The 20,937-nt window shown below is 38.1% G+C and carries 19 protein-coding genes and 1 rRNA gene; 11 read left to right on the top strand and 9 right to left on the bottom strand.

Going from position 1 to position 20,937, the window contains the following annotated elements:
- From F606_RS0119290 to sdaAB, 4 genes are all read right to left on the bottom strand, one after another.
- Positions 1-85: ribosomal RNA gene (locus F606_RS0119290) — 16S ribosomal RNA — on the bottom strand; the annotation flags it as partial.
- A 317-nt stretch (positions 86-402) separates the two neighbouring features.
- A complete protein-coding gene (locus F606_RS0119285) occupies positions 403-1,068 on the bottom strand; it encodes a Crp/Fnr family transcriptional regulator (RefSeq protein WP_019555526.1) in 666 nt (221 codons plus the stop codon).
- Between the two features lie 36 nt (positions 1,069-1,104).
- Positions 1,105-1,986, bottom strand: a complete 882-nt coding sequence (gene sdaAA / locus F606_RS0119280) for an L-serine ammonia-lyase, iron-sulfur-dependent, subunit alpha (RefSeq protein ID WP_026329501.1) — start codon at positions 1,984-1,986, stop codon at positions 1,105-1,107.
- 11 nt (positions 1,987-1,997) lie between these two features.
- Positions 1,998-2,660, bottom strand: coding sequence for an L-serine ammonia-lyase, iron-sulfur-dependent subunit beta (sdaAB, locus tag F606_RS0119275; protein ID WP_019555524.1), 663 nt, complete (start codon positions 2,658-2,660; stop codon positions 1,998-2,000).
- A gap of 159 nt (positions 2,661-2,819) precedes the next feature.
- Here sdaAB and F606_RS0119270 point away from each other — a divergent pair, with 159 nt between their 5' ends.
- Positions 2,820-3,458 carry an ATP-binding protein gene (locus tag F606_RS0119270; RefSeq protein ID WP_019555523.1) on the top strand — a complete coding sequence of 213 codons (639 nt, stop codon included), beginning with the start codon at positions 2,820-2,822 and terminating at the stop codon, positions 3,456-3,458.
- Positions 3,459-3,536: 78 nt separating this feature from the next.
- Here the strand turns inward: F606_RS0119270 and F606_RS0119265 are convergent, their stop codons facing one another.
- The 3 genes from F606_RS0119265 to F606_RS0119255 all read right to left on the bottom strand — a co-directional run bounded on the left by F606_RS0119265 (position 3,537) and on the right by F606_RS0119255 (position 5,368).
- Positions 3,537-3,917: a desulfoferrodoxin gene (locus tag F606_RS0119265; protein WP_019555522.1), complete on the bottom strand. Its 381-nt coding sequence runs from the start codon at positions 3,915-3,917 to the stop codon at positions 3,537-3,539.
- 178 nt (positions 3,918-4,095) lie between these two features.
- Positions 4,096-4,560: an RpiB/LacA/LacB family sugar-phosphate isomerase gene (locus tag F606_RS0119260; RefSeq protein WP_019555521.1), complete on the bottom strand. Its 465-nt coding sequence runs from the start codon at positions 4,558-4,560 to the stop codon at positions 4,096-4,098.
- Positions 4,561-4,597: 37 nt separating this feature from the next.
- Positions 4,598-5,368 carry a sugar phosphate isomerase family gene (locus F606_RS0119255; protein ID WP_019555520.1) on the bottom strand — a complete coding sequence of 257 codons (771 nt, stop codon included), beginning with the start codon at positions 5,366-5,368 and terminating at the stop codon, positions 4,598-4,600.
- A 206-nt stretch (positions 5,369-5,574) separates the two neighbouring features.
- Between F606_RS0119255 and F606_RS0119250 the strand changes: the two genes are divergently transcribed.
- From F606_RS0119250 to F606_RS23300, 5 genes are all read left to right on the top strand, one after another.
- Positions 5,575-5,712 (top strand): zinc ribbon-containing protein, encoded by a 138-nt coding sequence (locus tag F606_RS0119250; RefSeq protein ID WP_019555519.1) that lies wholly within the window; start codon positions 5,575-5,577, stop codon positions 5,710-5,712.
- A 151-nt stretch (positions 5,713-5,863) separates the two neighbouring features.
- Positions 5,864-6,559 (top strand): response regulator transcription factor, encoded by a 696-nt coding sequence (locus F606_RS0119245; RefSeq protein WP_019555518.1) that lies wholly within the window; start codon positions 5,864-5,866, stop codon positions 6,557-6,559.
- Positions 6,552-7,673 (top strand): sensor histidine kinase, encoded by a 1,122-nt coding sequence (locus F606_RS0119240; RefSeq protein WP_019555517.1) that lies wholly within the window; start codon positions 6,552-6,554, stop codon positions 7,671-7,673. The genes F606_RS0119245 and F606_RS0119240 overlap by 8 nt, the downstream gene beginning before the upstream one ends.
- Positions 7,674-7,748: 75 nt before the next feature.
- On the top strand, positions 7,749-8,000 hold the full coding sequence (locus tag F606_RS0119235; RefSeq protein ID WP_019555516.1) for an SHOCT domain-containing protein: 252 nt from the start codon (positions 7,749-7,751) through the stop codon (positions 7,998-8,000).
- A gap of 39 nt (positions 8,001-8,039) precedes the next feature.
- Positions 8,040-8,216, top strand: a complete 177-nt coding sequence (locus F606_RS23300) for a hypothetical protein (protein WP_019555515.1) — start codon at positions 8,040-8,042, stop codon at positions 8,214-8,216.
- A 74-nt stretch (positions 8,217-8,290) separates the two neighbouring features.
- Here the strand turns inward: F606_RS23300 and F606_RS0119225 are convergent, their stop codons facing one another.
- The gene (locus tag F606_RS0119225; protein ID WP_019555514.1) at positions 8,291-9,823 is read right to left on the bottom strand and encodes a DUF3369 domain-containing protein; all 1,533 of its coding nucleotides are present in this window, start codon (positions 9,821-9,823) and stop codon (positions 8,291-8,293) included.
- A 4-nt stretch (positions 9,824-9,827) separates the two neighbouring features.
- Positions 9,828-11,921: a sensor histidine kinase gene (locus tag F606_RS0119220; protein ID WP_019555513.1), complete on the bottom strand. Its 2,094-nt coding sequence runs from the start codon at positions 11,919-11,921 to the stop codon at positions 9,828-9,830.
- Positions 11,922-12,664: 743 nt separating this feature from the next.
- On the opposite strand from F606_RS0119220, the gene F606_RS0119215 reads away from it, so the two are divergent.
- The 5 genes from F606_RS0119215 (at position 12,665) to F606_RS0119195 (ending at position 20,834) form a co-directional block, all read left to right on the top strand.
- Entirely contained in the window at positions 12,665-13,279 is a 615-nt protein-coding gene (locus F606_RS0119215; protein ID WP_019555512.1) for a TetR/AcrR family transcriptional regulator, read from the top strand.
- A 132-nt stretch (positions 13,280-13,411) separates the two neighbouring features.
- Positions 13,412-14,536, top strand: coding sequence for an efflux RND transporter periplasmic adaptor subunit (locus F606_RS0119210; protein WP_019555511.1), 1,125 nt, complete (start codon positions 13,412-13,414; stop codon positions 14,534-14,536).
- Entirely contained in the window at positions 14,533-17,592 is a 3,060-nt protein-coding gene (locus F606_RS0119205; protein ID WP_019555510.1) for an efflux RND transporter permease subunit, read from the top strand. Before F606_RS0119210 ends, F606_RS0119205 begins: the two co-directional genes overlap by 4 nt.
- A gap of 142 nt (positions 17,593-17,734) precedes the next feature.
- The gene (locus F606_RS0119200; RefSeq protein ID WP_019555509.1) at positions 17,735-19,204 is read left to right on the top strand and encodes an ArnT family glycosyltransferase; all 1,470 of its coding nucleotides are present in this window, start codon (positions 17,735-17,737) and stop codon (positions 19,202-19,204) included.
- Positions 19,205-19,331: 127 nt separating this feature from the next.
- A complete protein-coding gene (locus F606_RS0119195) occupies positions 19,332-20,834 on the top strand; it encodes a lipase family protein (RefSeq protein ID WP_019555508.1) in 1,503 nt (500 codons plus the stop codon).
- Positions 20,835-20,937 lie beyond the last annotated feature (103 nt).

The raw sequence follows: 20,937 nt of genomic DNA, 5'->3' as shown, positions 1-20,937 counted from the left end.
ACCGAAATAAAATACTCCGTTCGACTTGCATGTGTTAAGCACGCCGCCAGCGTTCGTCCTGAGCCAGGATCAAACTCTCCAATAAATTATATTAGAGAACCTTGATAGGCTCTTTAAAAATCTAATTATCTTTTTTGTTAAAAGAAATTGTTAGTTGTTGTTTTCAAACGCAAGCGTTCGAAAACCGCACATCTGGCTTGATACATGTTGGTGTACATATATCTTTTTGTTTTCTACATTGTTTAGTTTTCAAAGAACGCCGTTGATTGTCTAGAACCAACTCTATTATATTAACAGAAGGACATCCTCTTGTCAACACGTACGCTCGTTGTACGCTGCGAATGTTTCGTCAACGGCAACGATATTTATAATACAATCTTATGTTTCTCCTGTCAATACTTTTTATAAATTTATTATTTCAAATTCATTTTTCTTGAAATTTATTTTGCCATTTTGCTGCATTTTGCTCAGTGCTCTTGATAAAGCACTACGATCTACGCACAAATAATCCGCCAATTGATTGCGAGAAAAAGAAATTTTAAATTTGTAACCACCATGTTGCTCAATCATATCCATAAAAAATTGATTCAATTTTTCATGGATGCTTCGTTGTGATAACAACCTATTTTTTCTATTCATAATTAAATTTTTCTGAGCCAAAATTTGCAGCATATTTTCAATAAGTTGTGAGTGAAATTGACAAGCGGAAGTACAAGTTGTTACGAGTCGCTTGAATTGCAAGAATAAAATCTCACAATCAAGAAGTGCCATCGTTGTAACAGGTGAATGCTCAACACCCGCGCAAACAATCGTCTCCGCAAAAATCTGTCCGGCGAGCACTTGTCCGAGTATTGTCTGATTGCCCAATATATCTTCCTGACTAATCTGTACGCTGCCACTCATAAGAATTCCCACACCCAAAACAGGATCACCCGATAGAAAAATTGTTTCTCCTTTTTTATAACTTCGTTTAATAGTGCCCAAACAATCCAGCATACCATCTATCTTGTCTTTTTCTATGTTCGCAAACAAAGCCACATCAACTAAAAAATCACTATAACTCTTCATAACATCCTCCAACTTCACCAAAAATGTTCCAATTCTTTATAATTCAGTTTTCCCATACAACGTATTTTCCAATCGACGAGCCGTTGGAGATGCCGCAAGCCCCGCCTCAGCTGTTTCTCGAAGCGACTTAGGCAAAGCATTGCCAATCTGATACATCGCATCAATAACCTCATCCACCGGAATCATCGACTGCACACCAGCCATCGCCATGTCTGCAGCCAGCATCGCATAAATGCTGGCAAATCCATTGCGTTTTACGCAAGGTACTTCCACAAGCCCAGCCACCGGATCACAAACCAGCCCCAGCAAGTTCTTCAAAGCCAATGCCACACTTTGCGCAACTTGCTCTGGTGACCCGCCAGCCAGTTCAACTAAAGCAGCTGCTGTCATTGCTGCTGCTGATCCGCATTCTGCCTGGCAGCCACCTTCTGCACCTGAAATTGAAGCATTTTGCTCGATAACCATGCCAATTCCAGCTGCTGTAAATAAAGCATTAAGAATCTGCTCCTCCGTGAATTTTTTTTGCTCCGCCACGGCTAAGATCGCAGCCGGTAGAATACCGCATGATCCGGCAGTAGGACATGCTACGATTTTCCCCATTACAGCGTTGACTTCACTGATACCAATTGCATAAGCCGCTGCTTTTAGAACGGTCTTCCCCATATAACCTTGTTCTAAATACTCACTTACTTTTTTTGCATCACCACCGGCCAATCCACTATTTGATTTCTCCTGATTTGCAATTCCTTTTTCAGCAGAGGCTTTCATAACCTGCCAATTCTTTTTCATAGCGGCCAAGATATCAGCTCGCTCCATTTGTGATTTTTCGCTTTCATACTGTAAAATCAATTCATAAATCGGCAGTTTTCTCAGCTCAGACTGCTGTACTAAATCTTCTATACATTTAAAATTCATCATATTATTCTCCTCTAAATTGCTGGAATGCAAAAAGCATTTTCTAGCTCATCTACCATCTGGCATTCAGCCACAACTGCCTCTGTCAGGACATCATCAACCTCAAGAATCATCAAAGCTTCCGCACCACGGCTTTGCCTTGAAACACGCATAAAAGCAACATTGATTGCATATTTTGCTAAAATACTTGTCACTTTCGTAATAACACCTGGACAATCATGGTGAATTGTAATAAGTGCCGGATATTGCCCTGTAAGTTCCACATCATACCCATCAATATTCGTAATTAAAATATTGCCCCCCCCGACTGAAGCCCCAATAATACGTGTTGTCCGACCATTGATACCTGTCAAATAAATAACAGCAGTATTCGGATGAACTGTACCTAAATCTACTTTTTTAAAATTATATATTATTTTTTTTGCACTAGCTAATAGCAATGCATCTTTTATCCGTTCATCATCTGTGGCAAAACCTAAAACACCCGCGATCAATGCTTTATCTGTACCATGTCCTTTATACGTACGCGCAAAAGACCCATGCAGATTAATCTCTACTTTCACAGGTTCCTCGCCAAGAATTCTTCTGGCAATCAACCCCAGCCGCACAGCCCCGGCTGTATGTGAACTAGACGGTCCAATCATAATCGGCCCGATAATATCAAAAACACTACGCATAATTTTTCTCCTATACTTATATATTTAAAAATTTATTTTAAGACAAATATCACTACGTTGCATTTGCAACTGTATAGAACTCTATATGTATGATACTATATGAATTAACAAAAAGAAAGCCTCATACCAAATAAAATTTTAAAGGAGATACAATCTACTATGATACGAAAAATAATAACTATTGATACTGATAAATGCAACGGCTGCGGACTTTGTGCAACGGCTTGCCACGAAAGTGCAATTGCCATTGTAAACGGCAAAGCAAAGCTGATTCGTGATGATTATTGTGACGGACTGGGTAACTGCCTCCCAGCCTGTCCCACCGATGCGATTTCCTTCGAAGAACGCGAAGCATTAGCATATGATGATGCTGCCGTAAAAGAAAACCAACGCCGACAAAAAGCAGCAGTTTTGGCCCCGGCTGCTCCAGCTTCATCATCTCAACTAAACCAGTGGCCAGTACAAATCAAACTTGTCGCACCTAATGCACCTTTTTTTGCAGATAGTGATTTACTCGTTGCTGCCGACTGTACAGCTTTTGCCTATGGCAATTTTCACAATGACTTCATAAAAAATCACTCCATTGTCATCGGCTGTCCAAAACTCGATATGATAGACTATAGTGAAAAGCTCACTGAAATCTTGCGTCTAAACACCATAAACAGCATAACCGTAACGCGCATGATTGTACCATGCTGCGGCGGAATTGAATACGCCGTTAAAGAAGCCATTAAAAGTAGTGGCAAAGACATTCCCCTTCGCATAGTCACCATGGATCTTAACGGAAATATACAATAAAAAAAGAAGCCGCTCGAAGTAATTCCGAGACGGCTTCTTTTTATGTATATTAGAAACTAATCAACAAAACAAAAGCGTTTATGCTTTCCATAATCCATGTAAATTACAATATTCATAAGCAGCAACAACTTTATCGCCTTCTGCCAAAACAAAATGTGCTACAGGTTCTTCACCTGGATTAAGGTCAACACGTTGTCCACCTTTTTCAGTTTGCAGATAAATCCATTGAATCCAATGTTCTGGTAACATTGGATGGGTTACACTACCAACTTTAACCGTAACTTTGCTTCCCTGTGCTTCGATAACCGGAACATGTTTTTCCGTAGCACCATCTGAAGTATTCGCCACTAATTCCTGCATTGGTTGTCCACAGCAAGATAAAGTTCCTCCGCCAACATGAATCATACCAACGATATTCCCACATAGTTTACAAACATAAAATTTTCTTTCTTGTGCCATTGTCAAGCCCTCCAATTTTATTTTTAAATTCTCTTTCTCCATTGTAAAACAAATATAGGTTTTTTGCAAATAATTTCTTCTTATTTTTCTACATACAAATAAGTATTAACTATTTGTTAGTTTATTATACTATTAACGAGTGAGTTCCCAGGAACATCCATATAGAACCCCAGCCCATCTAGTCTAAGGGCTTGAGGTGTTTATCATTTATGTCTTTTACCTTTTGTACTCGTCTAGCATATTTTTCAACAGCCCCCTGGTGTTCTGTATGCATCCATGTTTTTACAATTTCCATTGCCAAAACACTACCGATAATTTTACCACCAATACATAAAACATTAGAATCTGTATGCTGCCGTGCTAATTGCGCACAAAATGGGTCCTGACAAACCGCGGCGTAAACACCATGAATCTTATTTGCAATCATCGCACTGCCATAACCAACGCCATCAACAAAAATCCCCCGTTCAACAGAACCTTTTCCCACAGCCACTGCCGCCGGATAAACAAAATCTGATAAATCACAAGATTCTTCATTATATGTACCAAAATCGACTATTTCATGTCCTTCAGATTGTAAATAATCTTTTATTTCTTCTTTTAATACATGCCCCGCATGGTCATTTGCCATAGCAATTCTCATTTACATCGTCTCCTTATTTTTCATCACAAATCAAAACTTACACCCCAAATGCAGGCTCTCCCGCAATTGATTTCGTAAGCGCCAATGCCTGACCCACTTGATCTACACGACCAGTAACAGCAATCCAGTAGCTGCCCTCCGCACCATAAATGCCGCCTGATGCAACAAGCTCAGCAGACACTCCGGTTAAATGTTCCAGTGCGTCCAATTCCGTTACAATCGTACCACTGACAGCAAGCATTCTCACACCACTGGCATTTGTTGCATTGAGTTTAGCTGCAATTGTCCCAATGTCCCCAAAAACTCTTTTTTCAAGACCAATCGGCAGTATCAATTCAGCTCTTCTGCCAATAACCGCCTGCAATATAGGTGCACTAGTTCCTATTTCAGGATGTCCGATCAGGATTCCAACCTCTTTGCGGGCTGCATCCACCGCATTGCCGCCTTTTAGGATAATATCTCCCGGTCCCAGTTGAGGTGCCGACGTAAAAACGTTCTCCCCTTTGATCCATTTTCCTTTTTTAAGTACAATATCTTTGGCAAAATAAGCCCCCTTCACTACATTCTTTCCCGGCTTTGTTGTCACACCACGAAAAAATGTATCTCGCGAAAAATCACCCAACTGATCAATCTGGTTCAATAGCTCTTCCGCAACATACCCATTGGTCGTCCCAGCAACAATAATAATTGTATGATTTTCTAAAGCTTTTTGTATCTGAGCAAGCGAGCTGACTGCTTTTGCAATGAGTCTTTTACCCGCTGAAATTGTAAGCAAAGCCTGCTTCGTAACGATCTTGTTTTCTTCCATAAACACCCTTCTTTCTTTCCTATGAATTGTTCAAAAATACACTTTAAATCACATAAATAGTATACCATATTTAAAATTTTTTCACTTTTAAAATTTATCGATCCGTTAAAGAATCTTCCATAAAGCTTGCAGGTATTTATTGTTTTTTCGCGAATTTCCAACTTAATCAACAAGATTTTTCATAAAAAACACTGGAGGTGATATCTATGTTTAAAGCTGGTGAAAAGCCAGGCATCGGAACTTACAAGTGTCTCGAATGCGGTGAACTGCTTACATTGGATGACCCCGATGATGTTCTTCCTCCATGCCCGGTATGCCACTACACCGAATATGAAGAAATTTAAACTCTGCGGTTCCGAAATACAGCCAGCGTCGATGATGCTGGCTGTATTTTTAGTTACCACTCCTACAATAGCATATACATTATAAAATCAATATTATATACTGGATTAATATAATAAATCCCCACATTATAAAAATCACGAGGTGAATTACATGAAAGTCCTAGTTGTTGATGATGATATAAAGATAGTAAAAGTATTAACGGCCTATTTAGAAAAAGATGGCTATACCGTAATAACTGCCAATGATGGGGTAGCGGCTGTTGACAAGGCACTACACTTAAAGCCTGATATTATTTTACTTGATCTTATGCTGCCGCAACTTGATGGCTTCGGTGTTTGCAAAGAAATCCGCCGCAGCAGTAATATACCCATCTTAATGCTTACAGCCCGTGATGCTGAAAGTGATCGTATTATCGGGCTGGAATTAGGTGCTGATGATTATGTAATCAAACCTTTCAGCCCCAAAGAAGTTATAGCCCGTATCCGGGCTATCCAGCGTCGCATAAACCCCACTGAACACCCAATAAACACAGAAGTGCCTTTACAAATGGGAAAACTAACATTTTATAAGAAAAACCATAGTGTTTTCGTAGCCAACACCCCCATTGACTTGACACCAACTGAATATAAAATTCTCGAATTATATTTAAGCCATCCCGGACAATTATTTTCCCGCCTTCAACTCATCGAAAAAATACAAGGTTACTCCTTTGAAGGTTATGAACGAACCGTTGACTCTCATATTAAAAATTTACGCAAAAAACTAAAGGCATTACCAGAAGATCCTTATTACATTAAAACTATTTATGGTGTCGGTTATAAATTGACCGGTGAACAACATGCATAAATTATTAATACGCGTAACACTTACCGTTTTTATTACCACCGGAGCAATCCTCCTGGCACTTATTATCGTCGTGAACCATGAAATAGCCCAAATTTTTGCTTCCTATTTGACTATGAGCGAGATGATGCATGGCGGAATGCACGGTATGATGAATCACGGTATGCTGCAGCCCGCTTCAATGGGATTGCCCGAACAAGAATTTTTACGATCGTTAAAACATTCGCTCTTCTTTGTTGGCAGTATAATGTTAGGGCTTGGCGCCATAATCAGTTATTATCTGGCCCGCAGCATCACAGGTCCGATGCTTACTCTAAACAAGGCTGTAAAATCCGTAGCAGCTGGCAATCTTGATACCAACGTTATCATTCAACGAAAAGATGAACTAGGACAACTGGCTGCCGCCTTTAATGAAATGACTAAAAAGCTCAAATCCACGACGGTCCTGCGACAACGTTTTTTTGCCGGCATTGCCCATGAGCTGCGCACACCATTAACTATCTTAAAAGCCAATCTGGAAGGCATTGCTGATGGCGTTATCACACCCGATAAAGAACAAATGGATTCTTTATCAGAAGAGGTCGATCGCCTGACAAAATTGGTCGAAGAACTGCGAGATTTATCTTTTTTGGAAGCGGGTCAACTAAAACCTGAATTTCAGGAAATAGACATTGGCAGTATATTATATCAAATTGTTCAAAAAAGCCAGCCTTTAGCTGTCGACAAAAACTTATCCCTTACCTGTACTATTAAAACGCAGTTAGCACCAATAAAAGCGGATATTACAATGGTTCAACAAATTATTTACAACTTGATTATCAATGCAATCCGTTATACCAATACAGGCAGCATTCAAGTCATCGCCACACAAAATTCGACAAGTACGATTATCGAAGTTATCGACACAGGAATTGGGATTGACCAAGAGGATCTTCCCTATATCTTTGACTATTTTTATCGAGTCGATTTATCCCGAACCAAGCAAAGCGGCGGAACCGGCTTGGGACTGGCACTAGTTCAGCAAATGGCCTTAACCCACAAAGGCAAAATTTCCGTTCAAAGTGAACTAGATAAAGGCAGCATCTTCCGCTTAACTTTGCCATTCAATATACATTAAAAACACATAGTTTCTCCATAATATCTCCATAGTTATGCGGTATAATGAACTCAAGAACAAAGGAGGTGCAACAAAATGATGGGATATGGAGCTGGATATGGAGCCAGTGGAGGCTTTGGCTGGTTTGGGTTCGGGCTCGGAATGATTACTCACCTCGCTTTTATTGCAATAATTTTTTTGGCAGTCATTTGGATGTTTAAGGCGGTGTTCCCACCTCATAAATCAACAAATATGCCCTCAAATGCATTAGAAACACTAAAATCACGTTATGCAAAAGGTGAACTTACGAGTGAAGAATATCAAACGATAAAAAAAGAAATAGAATAAATATAGTTTATGTATTATATAAAAACAGGAGGTATTTTTATGACAAAGAAAATTTTACTCACAACGGCTCTGGCTATTTTATTTGCTGTACCAGTATTCGCAGCTGCAAATAACAACAATCAAGACCGAGATTCATTCCGCGGTGGCTGTTATCAACGTGGCAATGGAACTGGAAATTATCAAAACTGTCCTTACAACAACGATTCTAAAGAATAACTTCAAAAAAGAGGCTGTAGTACTAAGCATATTTATTAGAATTATGTGCTTAGTACCACAGCCTCTTTTTTTGGTCACTCACCAAAGGTATCGCGAATTTTAAGTACCTCCTCCAAATGTTCGAAAAGCAGATCCACAATTTCAGGATCAAACTGGCTGCCACGTCCTTGTTCAAAATAATGAATGATTTTGTCCAACGGCCATGCTTTCTTATATACTCGATTGCTCCCCAACGCATCAAAAACATCGGCAACAGCCGTTATTCTAGCATAAATATGAATGTCTTTTCCTGCTAATCCACATCCATACCCAGTCCCGTCATAACGTTCATGATGCTGTTGTGCAATAATGGCTGCAACTTTGAGCATTTCCAGCTCTGAACCATCGAGCATATCATAACCTATTTGCGTATGTTTTTTTATAATTTCAAATTCTCCATCCGTTAACTTACCTGGTTTATTTAAAATCTCATCCGGTATCCCTAGTTTTCCAATGTCATGCATCGGTGCCGCCAAATGAATCATATCGACTTCCTTCGCTGATAATCCATACGCTTTCCCTAATAAACTTACATATTCGGCGACTCGTCTTACATGATTTCCCGTTTCTTTTGATCTACTTTCTGCTACTTCTGCCAGCCGAAAAAAAACTTCTCTTTGCACATCATACATTTCCACATGTAATTTTAAATTTTCAAAGGCTGCTGAAATATTCAAACAAAAAATATCTAATAACCGTTTATCCAAATCACTAATCTTTGGGGTCCCTTCCATATAAATCAAATAAAAATTATCTGCTATACTGCGCCAATACAGAACAAAATACCCAACAAAGAACATGCTTTTTTGAGCATTTAATACGATATCGAGCTTATTTTTTATATCATCCGATATATTTATATCGGCATCTATTTTTCCAGAAAAAGCCCCCGTAGCTGCTAATATATCAATGGCCCCCGTTTTGGTACATGTAGCCGCAAAACTTGACACCTTTAAATATAGGCTATTTTCGCTTAATTTCAGCATTGCTGTCAGTTGCATCAATACACCAGCGGCAAAATTCTGCATAGACTGCATACGAAAAATTTCAGGAGAGGCTTGAATTATTTTTTCCAACCCATTTTTATTCATTTCAATAATTAATAGATCACGATACGAACGCAATGCTGCTATCACCGTAGTCAATAATTTTTGTGCCGTCAATTCCGTTTTTTCTTTGTAATCATTGATATCATATTCAACAATAACTCTGGCTTCCGGAGCTGCCCCAGGCTGACCTGTTCTTAATATAATTCTAACCATTTTATTGGCAATTTCTTCACGGATACAGCGCACCAACTGGAGCCCTGCATCAGCTCGTTCCATTACCACATCCAGCAAAATAAGAGCAATATCGTCTTGTTCTTTAAGTATTTTTTTTGCTTCTTCTGCCGAATATACGCTGATTAACTCAATTTTCTTCTCTTCGAAAACGAAGTTCTCCAATACCAGCCTTGTAACAGAGTGTACCTCTGGCTCATCATCGACAATCAATACTTTCCAAACATCTTGAATCTCGTAATTTTCTATATTATTTTCTTCCGCAAATATTATAGCGTCATCTTGCATAACATCACCCCTTATCTTGCTCCGTATTCCTAATCCTAATAATGAACTCCGTTCCAACCTCGAGATTGCTGTTACACTCAATCGTTCCATTCATTTTAAAAACAACCAGATTATATACAATGTTCATTCCGAGTCCTGACCCGCCAGATCCTCTTTTCGTTGTAAAAAACGGTTCAAAAATCTTTTTTTGAACTTCCGGCGGCATTCCTTTACCATCATCAGCATACTTTATAAGTATATATTCTCCATCCTTATAAACATCAATCGCAATTATCCCTTCTGAATCTTCCTCATAAGCATGCAACAATGAATTACTCAATAAATTCGCCATTATTTGCCACAGGGCGCCCGGGTCCCAATACACAGTAATATCTGCCGGACAATGAAAGATCATTTTATGCCGTGTTTTTTTTAATTGAGGCTTCAAACTGATCAATATATCATTCATATATTCGTCCAGACAAAAAATTCGCCGTTCTTCCAAAGATTGATCTACCGCTACTTTTTTAAAACTGCGAATTAACTCTGCCGCCCGAGTCAAGTTTGTAAAAACAATTTTCACTACACTGTGAACTACCGCTAAATAATTTTCTAAATCAGATTTTTTCATGGTTCCCATTGAAAATTTATTGTTAAAATCACTATTATTGGTGTCCAAATGAGAAATTGCTGTAATGCTATTTCCCACTGGAGTATTAATTTCATGTGCAACCCCTGCCACCAATTCCCCGAGAGACGCCATTTTTTCAGCCTCGATTAGATGTGTTCGCATCTGTTTCAAATCGACCAAAGTAGCTGTCAACTTATTATTTGTTTCCTGTAAATCATGGGTTCTTTCCAAAACACGTGATTCCAATGCTGCATTTAATTGACGGATCTTTTCTTCCCCCCGCCTGCGATACCTTATATTCATAACTAACACGATAACCATAAATAGCAAGACCAAAACAACCGTTGCCACAGCCCATACCAAGTTTTTATAGGTTTCATAAAATGTAACGGGTTTATTAACAATAATACTTCCAGCGGGAAGCATGGATTGCTGTATACCAAATTTTTTCATTTCATTATAATCAAACATATAATGGTTAATACTTTCTAGCACAAAAGGAATATCTGCCGGTGAACGGCCTTCATAAAGAATCTTTTGCATTAACTGTGCGGCCTTTTCCCCTTGTGTATAACCACTTGTCATCATCCCACCAACAACACCATGTCCCAAATAAAAATCCCAAGTACAATAGATCGGAACCTTACTTTTTGCTGCAATCAAATCCGCACTTTCTTCATAGCTAAAAATCTTTTGATCCTCATCTACATTAAAAGTCATAAGAACAATTAGACTATCATTATCTAATGCAGAAACTTTTTTCAAAAGCGCTGGCATGGTCATCTTCTCGAATAATGTAAACTCTACTCGATCGATAAATTCCGGCATTATTTTCACCAAAAGCTGATGGTTGACTTTTCCTGCATCACTTTCATCATTGATAAATACAATTTTCTTGACGTTCGGGTGGAGTTTCAATGCTGCATTGACCGTTCGCTTCATGTCTGTCACTTCTGCAACGCCAGTAACCCATGGATTTCGTTGTATTTCACGATTCTCAAAAAAATTAATACCACAAAAAACAATTGGAATATCAGGAAATAGTTCTTGTTGATGTTCCAAAACAAATCGATAGGCAGCATCATCTGTAACAATCACCGCATCAAAATGAGTATTTTTACATTTTTCCAAATAAAGTTCGTAAAATTTTTTCATATATTCATTACTTATATTTCGCTTTGTATCCATATAATCAAAATATAAGCGTATTTTAGTGTCATTTCCCAGAATTGATCGAATACCTTTTTCCTCTGCTTGAACCCATAGCATATCTGCATGATATGAATTAAGCACCAAGATATTTTTTCGTGCCATATCATACAAAGTATCCTGTTTCATAGTATTCACCGGTAAAATTCCGTAACTATTTTTTTCGGTCTCCATTTTTACATCTGATAGGTTTTGCATATTTATAAATAATGCTGCGAGTCCAGTCAAACAACTTATAAGGAAGACAATGAGTAAACTTACTTTCCCCAAATGTCCCATACAATCCCTCCGCTTATTTATTATCTGGTTACTTTAATATTAAAATTCGCGATTTATAATCAGCTCCCTTCTCTCTTTAGAAAAATTATTTTCATCAATAGACTTGCTATAAAACAATTGAAAATTAGCGTGGCACTCCATTTTTGCTGCAAAAAAACCAATCTAAGACTTTGAAAAGTCTAAGATTGGGTATAGAATTCACGTATGCTGTTTCATAAAAATGACCCGCAGAAGATTGCTCTCCTACGGGTCATCGCGGCACTTCCTTTTTGATCTGGCTAAAATTGTGGTTAAATTTCATCTTGCGATGATCTCTTAACTTCTTAAAAAGGATTTTCCTTCTCGGGTCGCCAAATCATTACACTATAGATGCCTGGAAACATACCTGCCACTAGTGTTTTAGTTTTTTAGACTAATTTAGGATGGCTCTGGTAGTTTTTGCAGAGGAACTATCCGAATATCCTCTTAAAATCTTGATACCCATTTGGTATCTTTCGAACAGCTCTTCTGTTACGTTCAATATACCATAAGCAATTGTATTTTGCAATACTTTTTTCAGAATATTTTGTCTTATTATTAAATTCATTTAATAATAAGACAAATGAATTTTTCAGTATTCTTAGATACAGATTTTTTCATAAAGATTTAACTCTATTTTATACGTCAAAAAAATTATTATTGACAGTCTTTCCTTTCATGATTTATAATTTGAATATAGTTCAAATTATGGAGGTGTATTATAGATGCCTAGAACTCCTCAAGACCCCAGTATTAGAATGAATGAAATTTTAGATGTGGCTGATTATCTATTTTTCACCAAAGGTTATGATGCAACAACCATCAATGATATAACAAAAAAAATGGGTGTCGCACAAGGAATGCTTTATTACTATTTCAAATCGAAAGAAGAAATATTAGAAAAGATGCTCGATCGGCATGCCGATTCCTTGATGACCGAAATCAAAACGATCATTGACTTAAATAACTCTCCCACCGAAAAAATTTCTTTAACGATAAGCAATGTATTACGCAAAGCAACATATAAAGATGGATTACTGCTAAACCTTCTATATGACAACCAAAATCTAAATCTTAAGATTCAATTATTCCGCCAGCTAGAAGTAACACTTTCGCCATGGCTGCTAAAAATCATTGAAGATGGCCTCTCCCAACGAGTCTTTCACACAAGGCATGCACCAACTACCGTTAGTTATATTCTTGTTATTCTAGAATTTTTAAGTGAAGCTCTTTATCAAAAAACTGCCGCTGATATTTTAGCATTTCGGTTACAAATGGCAGAATCGTTGATAGAAAAAGCCCTTGACTGTAAAGATAATACCATCCATATCCTACTTTAAAAGTCAGTAGGAGTCCGCCATCCAAGCTCGTTTTGGATGAGCGGTTTTTTTAGAAACATTAATTGAATTGTATTCAATTAATGTTTCCAGATGAAAAAAAAATATATATTCGCTAAAAGGAGTACTCGCATTATGAAACTACCAGCAAAATTAACAAACCTCTTCAATAAGCAACGTTACTTCATTATTGCAGGAATTGTAATCCTATTCATTATCACAGTATTTATACTTCAAAATTACAACAAACCACAGCCCACCCCAGAAGACATCGTTAAAGTTCGCACGATTACACTTGGCACTACGTCTGAGAAACAAAGTTCCACGTATTCCGGTGAAGTACGCGGTCGATATGAAAGCCAGCTTGCCTTTCAGGTCAGCGGAAAAATTAGTAAACGCTACGTTGAACTTGGCACATTGGTAAATGCCGGTGATGTATTAATGGAAATTGATGCCAAAGATATTCAGCAAACTGTAAATAATAATGCAGCACAAGTAGCTTCGTCTCAATCACAAGTAAAGCTGGCTGAAAGCAATCTAAATCGTTACAGACAATTATTGGATCAAGCCGCCATTAGTCAGGCTCAATATGATCAATATGTCAATGCTTACAACGTAGCTGTTGCCGGTTTGCAGCAAGCTTCTGCCCAATATGCGCAAGGCGCCAATCAAATGGGATATAGTCTTCTTCGTGCTGATAAAACTGGTGTTGTATCAACGATCAATGCTGAAACCGGACAAGTAGTTAGTGCTGGTCAGACCGTCGTTACGATCGTTCCAACTGGTGAACTTGAGATCGAAATAAATGTCCCCGAAAATCAAATGGAATACCTTCGTAAAACTGAACAAATTCAAGCAAGCTTTTGGGCCCTTCCCGGGATAACAATCAATGGTCAAATAAGAGAAGTAGCTCCCATGGCAGATCAAACAACAAGGACATTTAAAGTACGCATTCACTTAATGAATCCACCAGAGCAAATAAAGCTAGGCATGACAGCTTCCGTTCAAATCAACGCGCAAACTGCGCTGCAAACCATAGCAATTCCATTAGCAGCTATCTATCAGGATGGAAATACACCGACTTCTGTTTGGGTGGTAAAAAACAACCAACTCATACTTCAATCAGTCACAATCGGTAACTTCGGCAGCGAAACCGTCGAAGTACTAAGCGGGCTTCAACTTGGTGACTGTATTGTAACAGCTGGCGTCCATAAATTACAGGAGGGGCAAAAAGTGAACACAGGTGGTGATACTTTATGAAAAATTTCAATTTGGCCGTATGGGCTCTGAAACATAAACAATTTATTTATTTTTTCATTGCACTCTTTTTTACCACGGGAATATTCACGTATATAAATTTAGGGCGTATGGAAGATCCTGATTTCACGATTAAACAAATGGTTGTAAGCGTAAGCTGGCCAGGAGCTATTGCACGTCAAATGGAAGAACAAGTAACGGATAAAATAGAGAAAAAATTACAAGATTTGCCTGGTCTTGATTATGTACAAAGTTACTCAAACCCAGGACAATCGGTAATTTATGTTAACCTAAAAGATGCCGTTCCAAAGAAAGAAATTCGTTCCAAATGGTTAGAGACTCGCAACATGGTCAACGACATGGCTTCCACATTACCAGCTGGAGTTCAATCGCCACAGTTCAATGACCATATTGATGAAGTATATGGTATCGTTTATGCTCTGACCAGTGATGGTTATACCTATGAAGAAATGCGGGAGACATCTGAAAAAATACGGCGAATCATTCTGGACGTTCCCACGGTAAGAAGAGTTCAACTCATCGGAACACAAACTGAAAATATTTACATTGAAATCGAAAACAGTAAAATGGCTCAGATGGGCATCGACCCGGCTCTGATTACCAATACAATTCAAGCTCAAAACGCTATGGCCCCCACGGGAATGCTTCAAACAGAAACGGATGATGTATACCTGCGTCTGTCCGGAATGTTCGAACGAGCCGATGATATTCTAACGCTTCCCATTACGGCAAATGGACGAACCTTTCGAATAAAAGACATTGCCAAAGTCACTCGTTCTTACGCTGAACCGACCGACCCAAAATTCTTTTACAATGGTCAACCAGCCATCGGTATCACAGTAGCCATGGAACCGGGCGAAAACATTCTAAAGCTTGGGAAAAATTTAGAAACAACAATGTCTCAAATAAAAAAAGAATTGCCAGCCGGATTCGAAATCCATCAAACAGTAAACCAACCCAATATTGTAGAATCATCAATCAGTGAATTTGTAAAATCATTAGCTGAAGCCATTCTTATTATTTTCATTGTAAGCTTTATTAGTCTTGGCATACGCTCCGGGCTCGTCGTTGCCCTATGTATCCCTCTTGTTTTAGCAATCGTTTTTACGGTCATGTATCTGATGAATATCGAACTCCAGCGTGTTTCATTAGGAGCTTTGATTATTGCGCTTGGATTGCTTGTTGACGATGCCATGATCGTAATTGAAATGATGGCCGTAAAACTCGAACAAGGAATGGATCGGATTGGTGCAGCATCCCATGCATACAGCGTTACTGCTTTTCCGATGCTGACAGGAACACTCATCACTTGTGCCGGTTTTATCCCGGTTGGCTTTGCGCAGGGCAGTGCCTCCGAATTTTGTTCATCTATTTTTACCGTGATTACAATTGCTTTGATCGCATCCTGGATTGTCGCCGCTATGGTAACACCACTCTTCGGTTATTTGCTCATAAAATCTCCACACAAAGAAACTACAAAAAAGGAACATGCTGCCTACAATTCGAAAATTTATGCGTTATTCGGGCAAGCACTTTCCTGGTGTCTGACACATCAAAAAATTGTATTAACTACGACTGTAATTGTGTTTATCGCTTCACTTAGTTTATTTGGGATGATAAAAGAAGAATTTTTTCCTGCATCAACTCGTTCTGAATTAATTGTTCAACTTAAGCTGCAGGAAGGTGCTTCTCTAAAAAATACCGAAGCCGTTGCAAATAAATTTGCTCAACAATTACAAGATGACCCTCTAATTGATTATTATAGCTATCACGTTGGTGAAGGAGCTCCTAGATTTGTCTTGACTTTTGACCCTACATTGAATAAAACTAATTTTACCGAATTTGTTATTGTTGCCAAAGATACCGATGCTCGCAGTGAATTAAATACAAAGCTTGGCAAACTATTAGCAAACGACTTTCCCAATGTACAAGTCCATACAAAAGTAATCAGTACAGGAACCTCTGCTGATTATCCTGTCATGCTTCGTGTCGAAGGTTATGATCATGACAAAGTACGTGCCATAGCTAAACAAGTAGAGACAACTATGATCGATAATCCAGGCACAAAAAATGTCAGCATGAACTGGAATGAAAAAAGTAAAATCATGCAGCTAAACGTTGATCAAGATAAAGCCCGCACACTAGGTATCACCTCAGAGGCTTTAGCATCGACTCTGCAAACTGAACTATCAGGAACAAGCATTACGGAGTTCCGTGAAAAAGATAGAACCATTCCAATGATTTTTCGTTTTGATACGAAATCGAGAAATGATCCCTCCGTCATCAAGGATCTTTCGATCCATATCGGCAATGGAAAGTATGTGCCGCTTGACCAAATCGCCACTATCAAATTCGCCACGGAAGACAATTTGATTTACCGTCGTAACTTAAAACCAACGGTCACGGTTCGCGCTGAAACAAAACCTGGAGCAAGCGGTGCTGAAATCACACAACAGGTATATAAAAATCTCCGCAGCGTTCGTGAAGGTCTTCCAGCCGGCTATAGCATCAAATACGACGGTGCCACGGAAGAAAGTGCAAAAGCTACAAAAATGCTTTTAGCACCTATCCCAGCAATGATTATCATCATTATGATTCTTTTGATGCTGCAATTGCAGAACATATCAAAAATGATTTTAACCCTGCTTACCGCTCCCCTTGGCCTAATCGGAGTTGCCATCGGCCTCTTCTTAACGGGAAAACCAATTGGTTTTGCCGTCCAGCTCGGCATACTGGCTTTATCCGGCATCATTATGCGAAACTCAATTATCCTAATTGACCAAATTGACCAGCATATTGCCGCTGGTGAAAATCTTTGGGATGCGATCATGAATGCTACATTAGCCCGCCTGCGCCCGATTCTACTCACAGCCGCAGCTGCTATTTTAGCAATGATTCCACTCATCTCCAATCTGTTTTGGGGACCAATGGCCGTTGCAATCGGTTCCGGACTATTTTTTGCAACAATATTAACGCTTTTGGTTCTGCCCGTCATGTATGCTGTTTGGTATATCATGGATTCAAACCATAAATCTTAATAAAAATCATATGATTGCTTGAAAAAAACAACACCATAAATCACTAAAATATAAATCTGTACCCATACCCTGCCTAAACAATCACCACTGGCAGGGTAAAGTGGGTATAATCACTAAATAATTTTAAACTTCAATTGGAGGTATGGAACATTTGTCTACGAAAAAACACATTGTTATTATTCTATCAATCGGAATTTATTTATTCTTCCTTGGAAATCAAGGAATTTATATTACAGATCCTGTTGAATCCAATTATACTTTAACGGCAAGTGAAATGGTACAGTCAGGAGATTACATTTCTCCACAAATTTATGGTATGTATTGGTATGATAAACCTATTCTTTTTTATTGGCAGCTTGCATCCGCCTTTACTATTTTTGGTATAAATGAATTTTCCGCCAGATTTTGGCCAGCAGTGATGGGCCTTATCGGTATTATGGGGACCTATGCATTTACAAGGTATTTGTATAATGCAAAAATTGCTTTCATTGCATCCCTAATATTAGAAACCTCTTTTGAATATTGGTTGATTTCTAAAGCAGTTATTACCGATATGTCGCTATTTGTATTTTTCAATGCGGTTTTAGTATGTTTCTATTTAGCGTATAGTAGTGAAAAAAAGCAATATTACTACGGCGCTTACTTATTTGCAGGATTGGCTACTTTGACAAAAGGTCCAATAGGTTTTTTATTGCCAGGTTTTATTATTGTGGTTTTTATGTTATGGCAACGTAATACTACGGAATTAAAACATATGAAATGCGCCGTAGGAACCTTGATTTTAACTTTTGTTGGTGGTAGCTGGTATTATATTATGTATATGATTCATGGCAAAATATTTCTGGAAACTTTTTTAGGGGTTCACAATTTTTTACGAGCTACGGTTTCTGAACATCCAAAAGATAATGTGTGGTATTATTATTTGGTTATGTTTATCATTGGGTTTTTCCCATGGGCGTTCACCTTACCTCTGGTTTTAAAGAAAATGTGGGCAAAGCGAGCTTGTCCAAAAATTGATGAGACAACAGGATTTTTAGTTATTTGGATTTTGGTTGTATTTGTTTTTTATCAGATTGTGGCAACGAAATATACAACGTATACATTTCCAGCCTTTTTACCTATTGCGATTTTAGTTGCTCGTTTTTTTGCAGAACGCAAACCTCTGCTTAAAAAGATGCTAATATTTAATCTTGTGTTTTATACACTTTTGACGTTTTTTGTAGCAATTCCATATTGCCAGAAATATTCGGCAAAGGACGCAGGTGTAATCGTTGCCGCTTCTAAAAAATCAGATGCCATTGTGGGCAGTTATGGAGAATACCATACATCAGCCGTTTTTTATAGTGGAGTAAAAATTTACCGTATAGAAAAAGCTCAAAATATAGATAAATTAATTCCAAAAGCCATGAGTTGGAACAGTAAAAATGTAATGCCTTTTTTCCCTGAAGAAGATCTTATAAAGAAAAACCACGTTTTAATGTTAGTTAGCGCTGATAGTTTAGATCGCTTTAAAATGGATATCAAAGGTAATTGGGTATTAGTTTGGCAGCGAAATCAAGAATTATTGTTTAAAAAACAATCGTCGATAAACCCCAACTATTTTTATCAATGATGATAACAAAATATATATTACGAGGTTTACTTATACAAAGTAAAAAATTTTGTATTGCAGTTAAAAATAAAGTATAATTTAAAATATTAAAGCTTAAATTTAAGTTAAAATTTTTGTAGGTGATGCGATGAAATATTTCTTGTTAATTTTATGGACCATAATAATGATATGGCTCACACCATTAGTCAGTCAGGCGAGTGTACTTGAAGATTATAATGAGGCGCATGATGTCTTTATATCAGCTGGAGCCTGCACAGCTTCTTATAGTGATAGAATTGGTAAAGTAACAAAAAGTTATCTTGAACAAGACGGTTGGAAAATTGACAGCTATGTCCAAAAACAAGGACAAGATGGCGCTCGCTTCCTTTTAGCAAAGAAAGATTTTGGGGATGGAAAACCAATCTATCTCTTAGCCTTTGTCGGCACAGAAACAAAAGGAGATGTAAGTTTCGACCTACAATACAAAAAAGTCTATTTTGATGGCAATACCTTAGATTCATTTACAGCAAACGCCGAAAAAAAAGATATCCCCGACACATTGCCCAAAGTACATCGAGGCTTTCTTGATTTTATCGAATCCGGTCTAAAGGCTACAACCAAAGGCAAAGATGGTCTATCTCTCGTAGAGATGCTTTTAGCGAATAAAGATAGCAAAGTTTATCTAACTGGACACAGCTTAGGCGGTGCTGCCGCTACGCTAGCCGGAGCTAGTCTTCTCAATATGGGAGTTAATCCCGAGCAAATCAAAGTCATTACTTTCGGAGCCCCCGCCGTTGGCAATGCCGCTTTTGCTGCTAAATACGATAAAAGTCTCAATTTAACACGTGTTATCGTATCAGGCGATCCTGTAACAGGCATCCTACAAACCTTGGTTGGTGGCTACAGACAATTTGGTAAAGAACTACGTTTTAAAAGTTCAAAAGATCGGGACCAACCTCATAACATAACAGAATATGTCGATGCATCTATAAAAAATTATTATGATAAACACGATCAACTCTTACAAAATGAACCTCAATTCATAAAATCCGACGTACCGAAAAACGCAGTTGGAACAGGTGCCTATGTTGCCCCATTAAAAAACAATCTGCCTGAAGCTTTGTCAAAAGAGTTTTGGTATATGCATGAAGCAATGAAGGACGAGTATCGTAACAACTTACCTGGGGTTTCTATCGCTAACGAAAAAAATCCTATTGAGTGGAAAAACCTTCCCGCCTCCGCCAATTATAGCTGGGTAATTGTCCCTGAAATATCTGTTACAAAATTACAACGGGAACGAAATGTATATTATATTACGTTGAGCCAAACCGTTTATGACTTCAAAACAGGTTCTATGCTTGAAACAGCAACTTTTTCCACAGCAACCTATACCATGACTCCACTCGAAGCATTCATGCATGATTTAAAAGGCATTAATTATGCCCCTAACTCTTGGATGTTAAAAATAAAAAATAACGGTTCTATAATAAATGTTGGGGTAAGCAAAAAACAAATTGCTTATTCCAACATATTTTTTTGCATAAAAATAGAGCATAAAGTGAATAACTCATTTACAATTAAAGTTACCACAACACTAACCGAAAGGGGTTATCACTTATGCTCGATATTCAGTTTACTACACTTTTCTTAGACTTGGAAGACCTTTCTATTATAAATGTTACAGAAAATTCACTGACGGTTCAATTGCCACGTAAACTCCACATATGCCCATCCTGTGGGCAGCAGACGCAAAA

Source organism: Propionispira raffinosivorans DSM 20765 (assembly GCF_000381065.1).
Taxonomy (GTDB): domain Bacteria; phylum Bacillota; class Negativicutes; order Selenomonadales; family Selenomonadaceae; genus Propionispira; species Propionispira raffinosivorans.
The sequence above is the reverse complement of the archived record's forward strand: the minus strand, read 5'-3'. Positions and strand labels throughout refer to the sequence as shown.

Bases quoted from the DNA above. Each gene is read 5' to 3' on its own strand.
- F606_RS0119195 (WP_019555508.1), top strand. From the start codon at position 19,332: ATGAAATATTTCTTGTTAATTTTATGGACCATAATAATGATATGGCTC.
- F606_RS0119220 (WP_019555513.1), bottom strand. From the start codon at position 11,921: ATGGGACATTTGGGGAAAGTAAGTTTACTCATTGTCTTCCTTATAAGT.
- F606_RS0119225 (WP_019555514.1), bottom strand. From the start codon at position 9,823: ATGCAAGATGACGCTATAATATTTGCGGAAGAAAATAATATAGAAAAT.
- F606_RS0119255 (WP_019555520.1), bottom strand. From the start codon at position 5,368: ATGGAAGAAAACAAGATCGTTACGAAGCAGGCTTTGCTTACAATTTCA.
- F606_RS0119270 (WP_019555523.1), top strand. From the start codon at position 2,820: ATGATACGAAAAATAATAACTATTGATACTGATAAATGCAACGGCTGC.
- F606_RS0119285 (WP_019555526.1), bottom strand. From the start codon at position 1,068: ATGAAGAGTTATAGTGATTTTTTAGTTGATGTGGCTTTGTTTGCGAAC.
- F606_RS0119240 (WP_019555517.1), top strand. From the start codon at position 6,552: ATGCATAAATTATTAATACGCGTAACACTTACCGTTTTTATTACCACC.
- F606_RS0119200 (WP_019555509.1), top strand. From the start codon at position 17,735: ATGGAACATTTGTCTACGAAAAAACACATTGTTATTATTCTATCAATC.
- F606_RS0119250 (WP_019555519.1), top strand. From the start codon at position 5,575: ATGTTTAAAGCTGGTGAAAAGCCAGGCATCGGAACTTACAAGTGTCTC.
- F606_RS0119205 (WP_019555510.1), top strand. From the start codon at position 14,533: ATGAAAAATTTCAATTTGGCCGTATGGGCTCTGAAACATAAACAATTT.
- F606_RS0119245 (WP_019555518.1), top strand. From the start codon at position 5,864: ATGAAAGTCCTAGTTGTTGATGATGATATAAAGATAGTAAAAGTATTA.
- sdaAB (WP_019555524.1), bottom strand. From the start codon at position 2,660: ATGCGTAGTGTTTTTGATATTATCGGGCCGATTATGATTGGACCGTCT.
- F606_RS0119210 (WP_019555511.1), top strand. From the start codon at position 13,412: ATGAAACTACCAGCAAAATTAACAAACCTCTTCAATAAGCAACGTTAC.
- F606_RS0119265 (WP_019555522.1), bottom strand. From the start codon at position 3,917: ATGGCACAAGAAAGAAAATTTTATGTTTGTAAACTATGTGGGAATATC.
- sdaAA (WP_026329501.1), bottom strand. From the start codon at position 1,986: ATGATGAATTTTAAATGTATAGAAGATTTAGTACAGCAGTCTGAGCTG.
- F606_RS0119235 (WP_019555516.1), top strand. From the start codon at position 7,749: ATGATGGGATATGGAGCTGGATATGGAGCCAGTGGAGGCTTTGGCTGG.
- F606_RS23300 (WP_019555515.1), top strand. From the start codon at position 8,040: ATGACAAAGAAAATTTTACTCACAACGGCTCTGGCTATTTTATTTGCT.
- F606_RS0119260 (WP_019555521.1), bottom strand. From the start codon at position 4,560: ATGAGAATTGCTATGGCAAATGACCATGCGGGGCATGTATTAAAAGAA.
- F606_RS0119215 (WP_019555512.1), top strand. From the start codon at position 12,665: ATGCCTAGAACTCCTCAAGACCCCAGTATTAGAATGAATGAAATTTTA.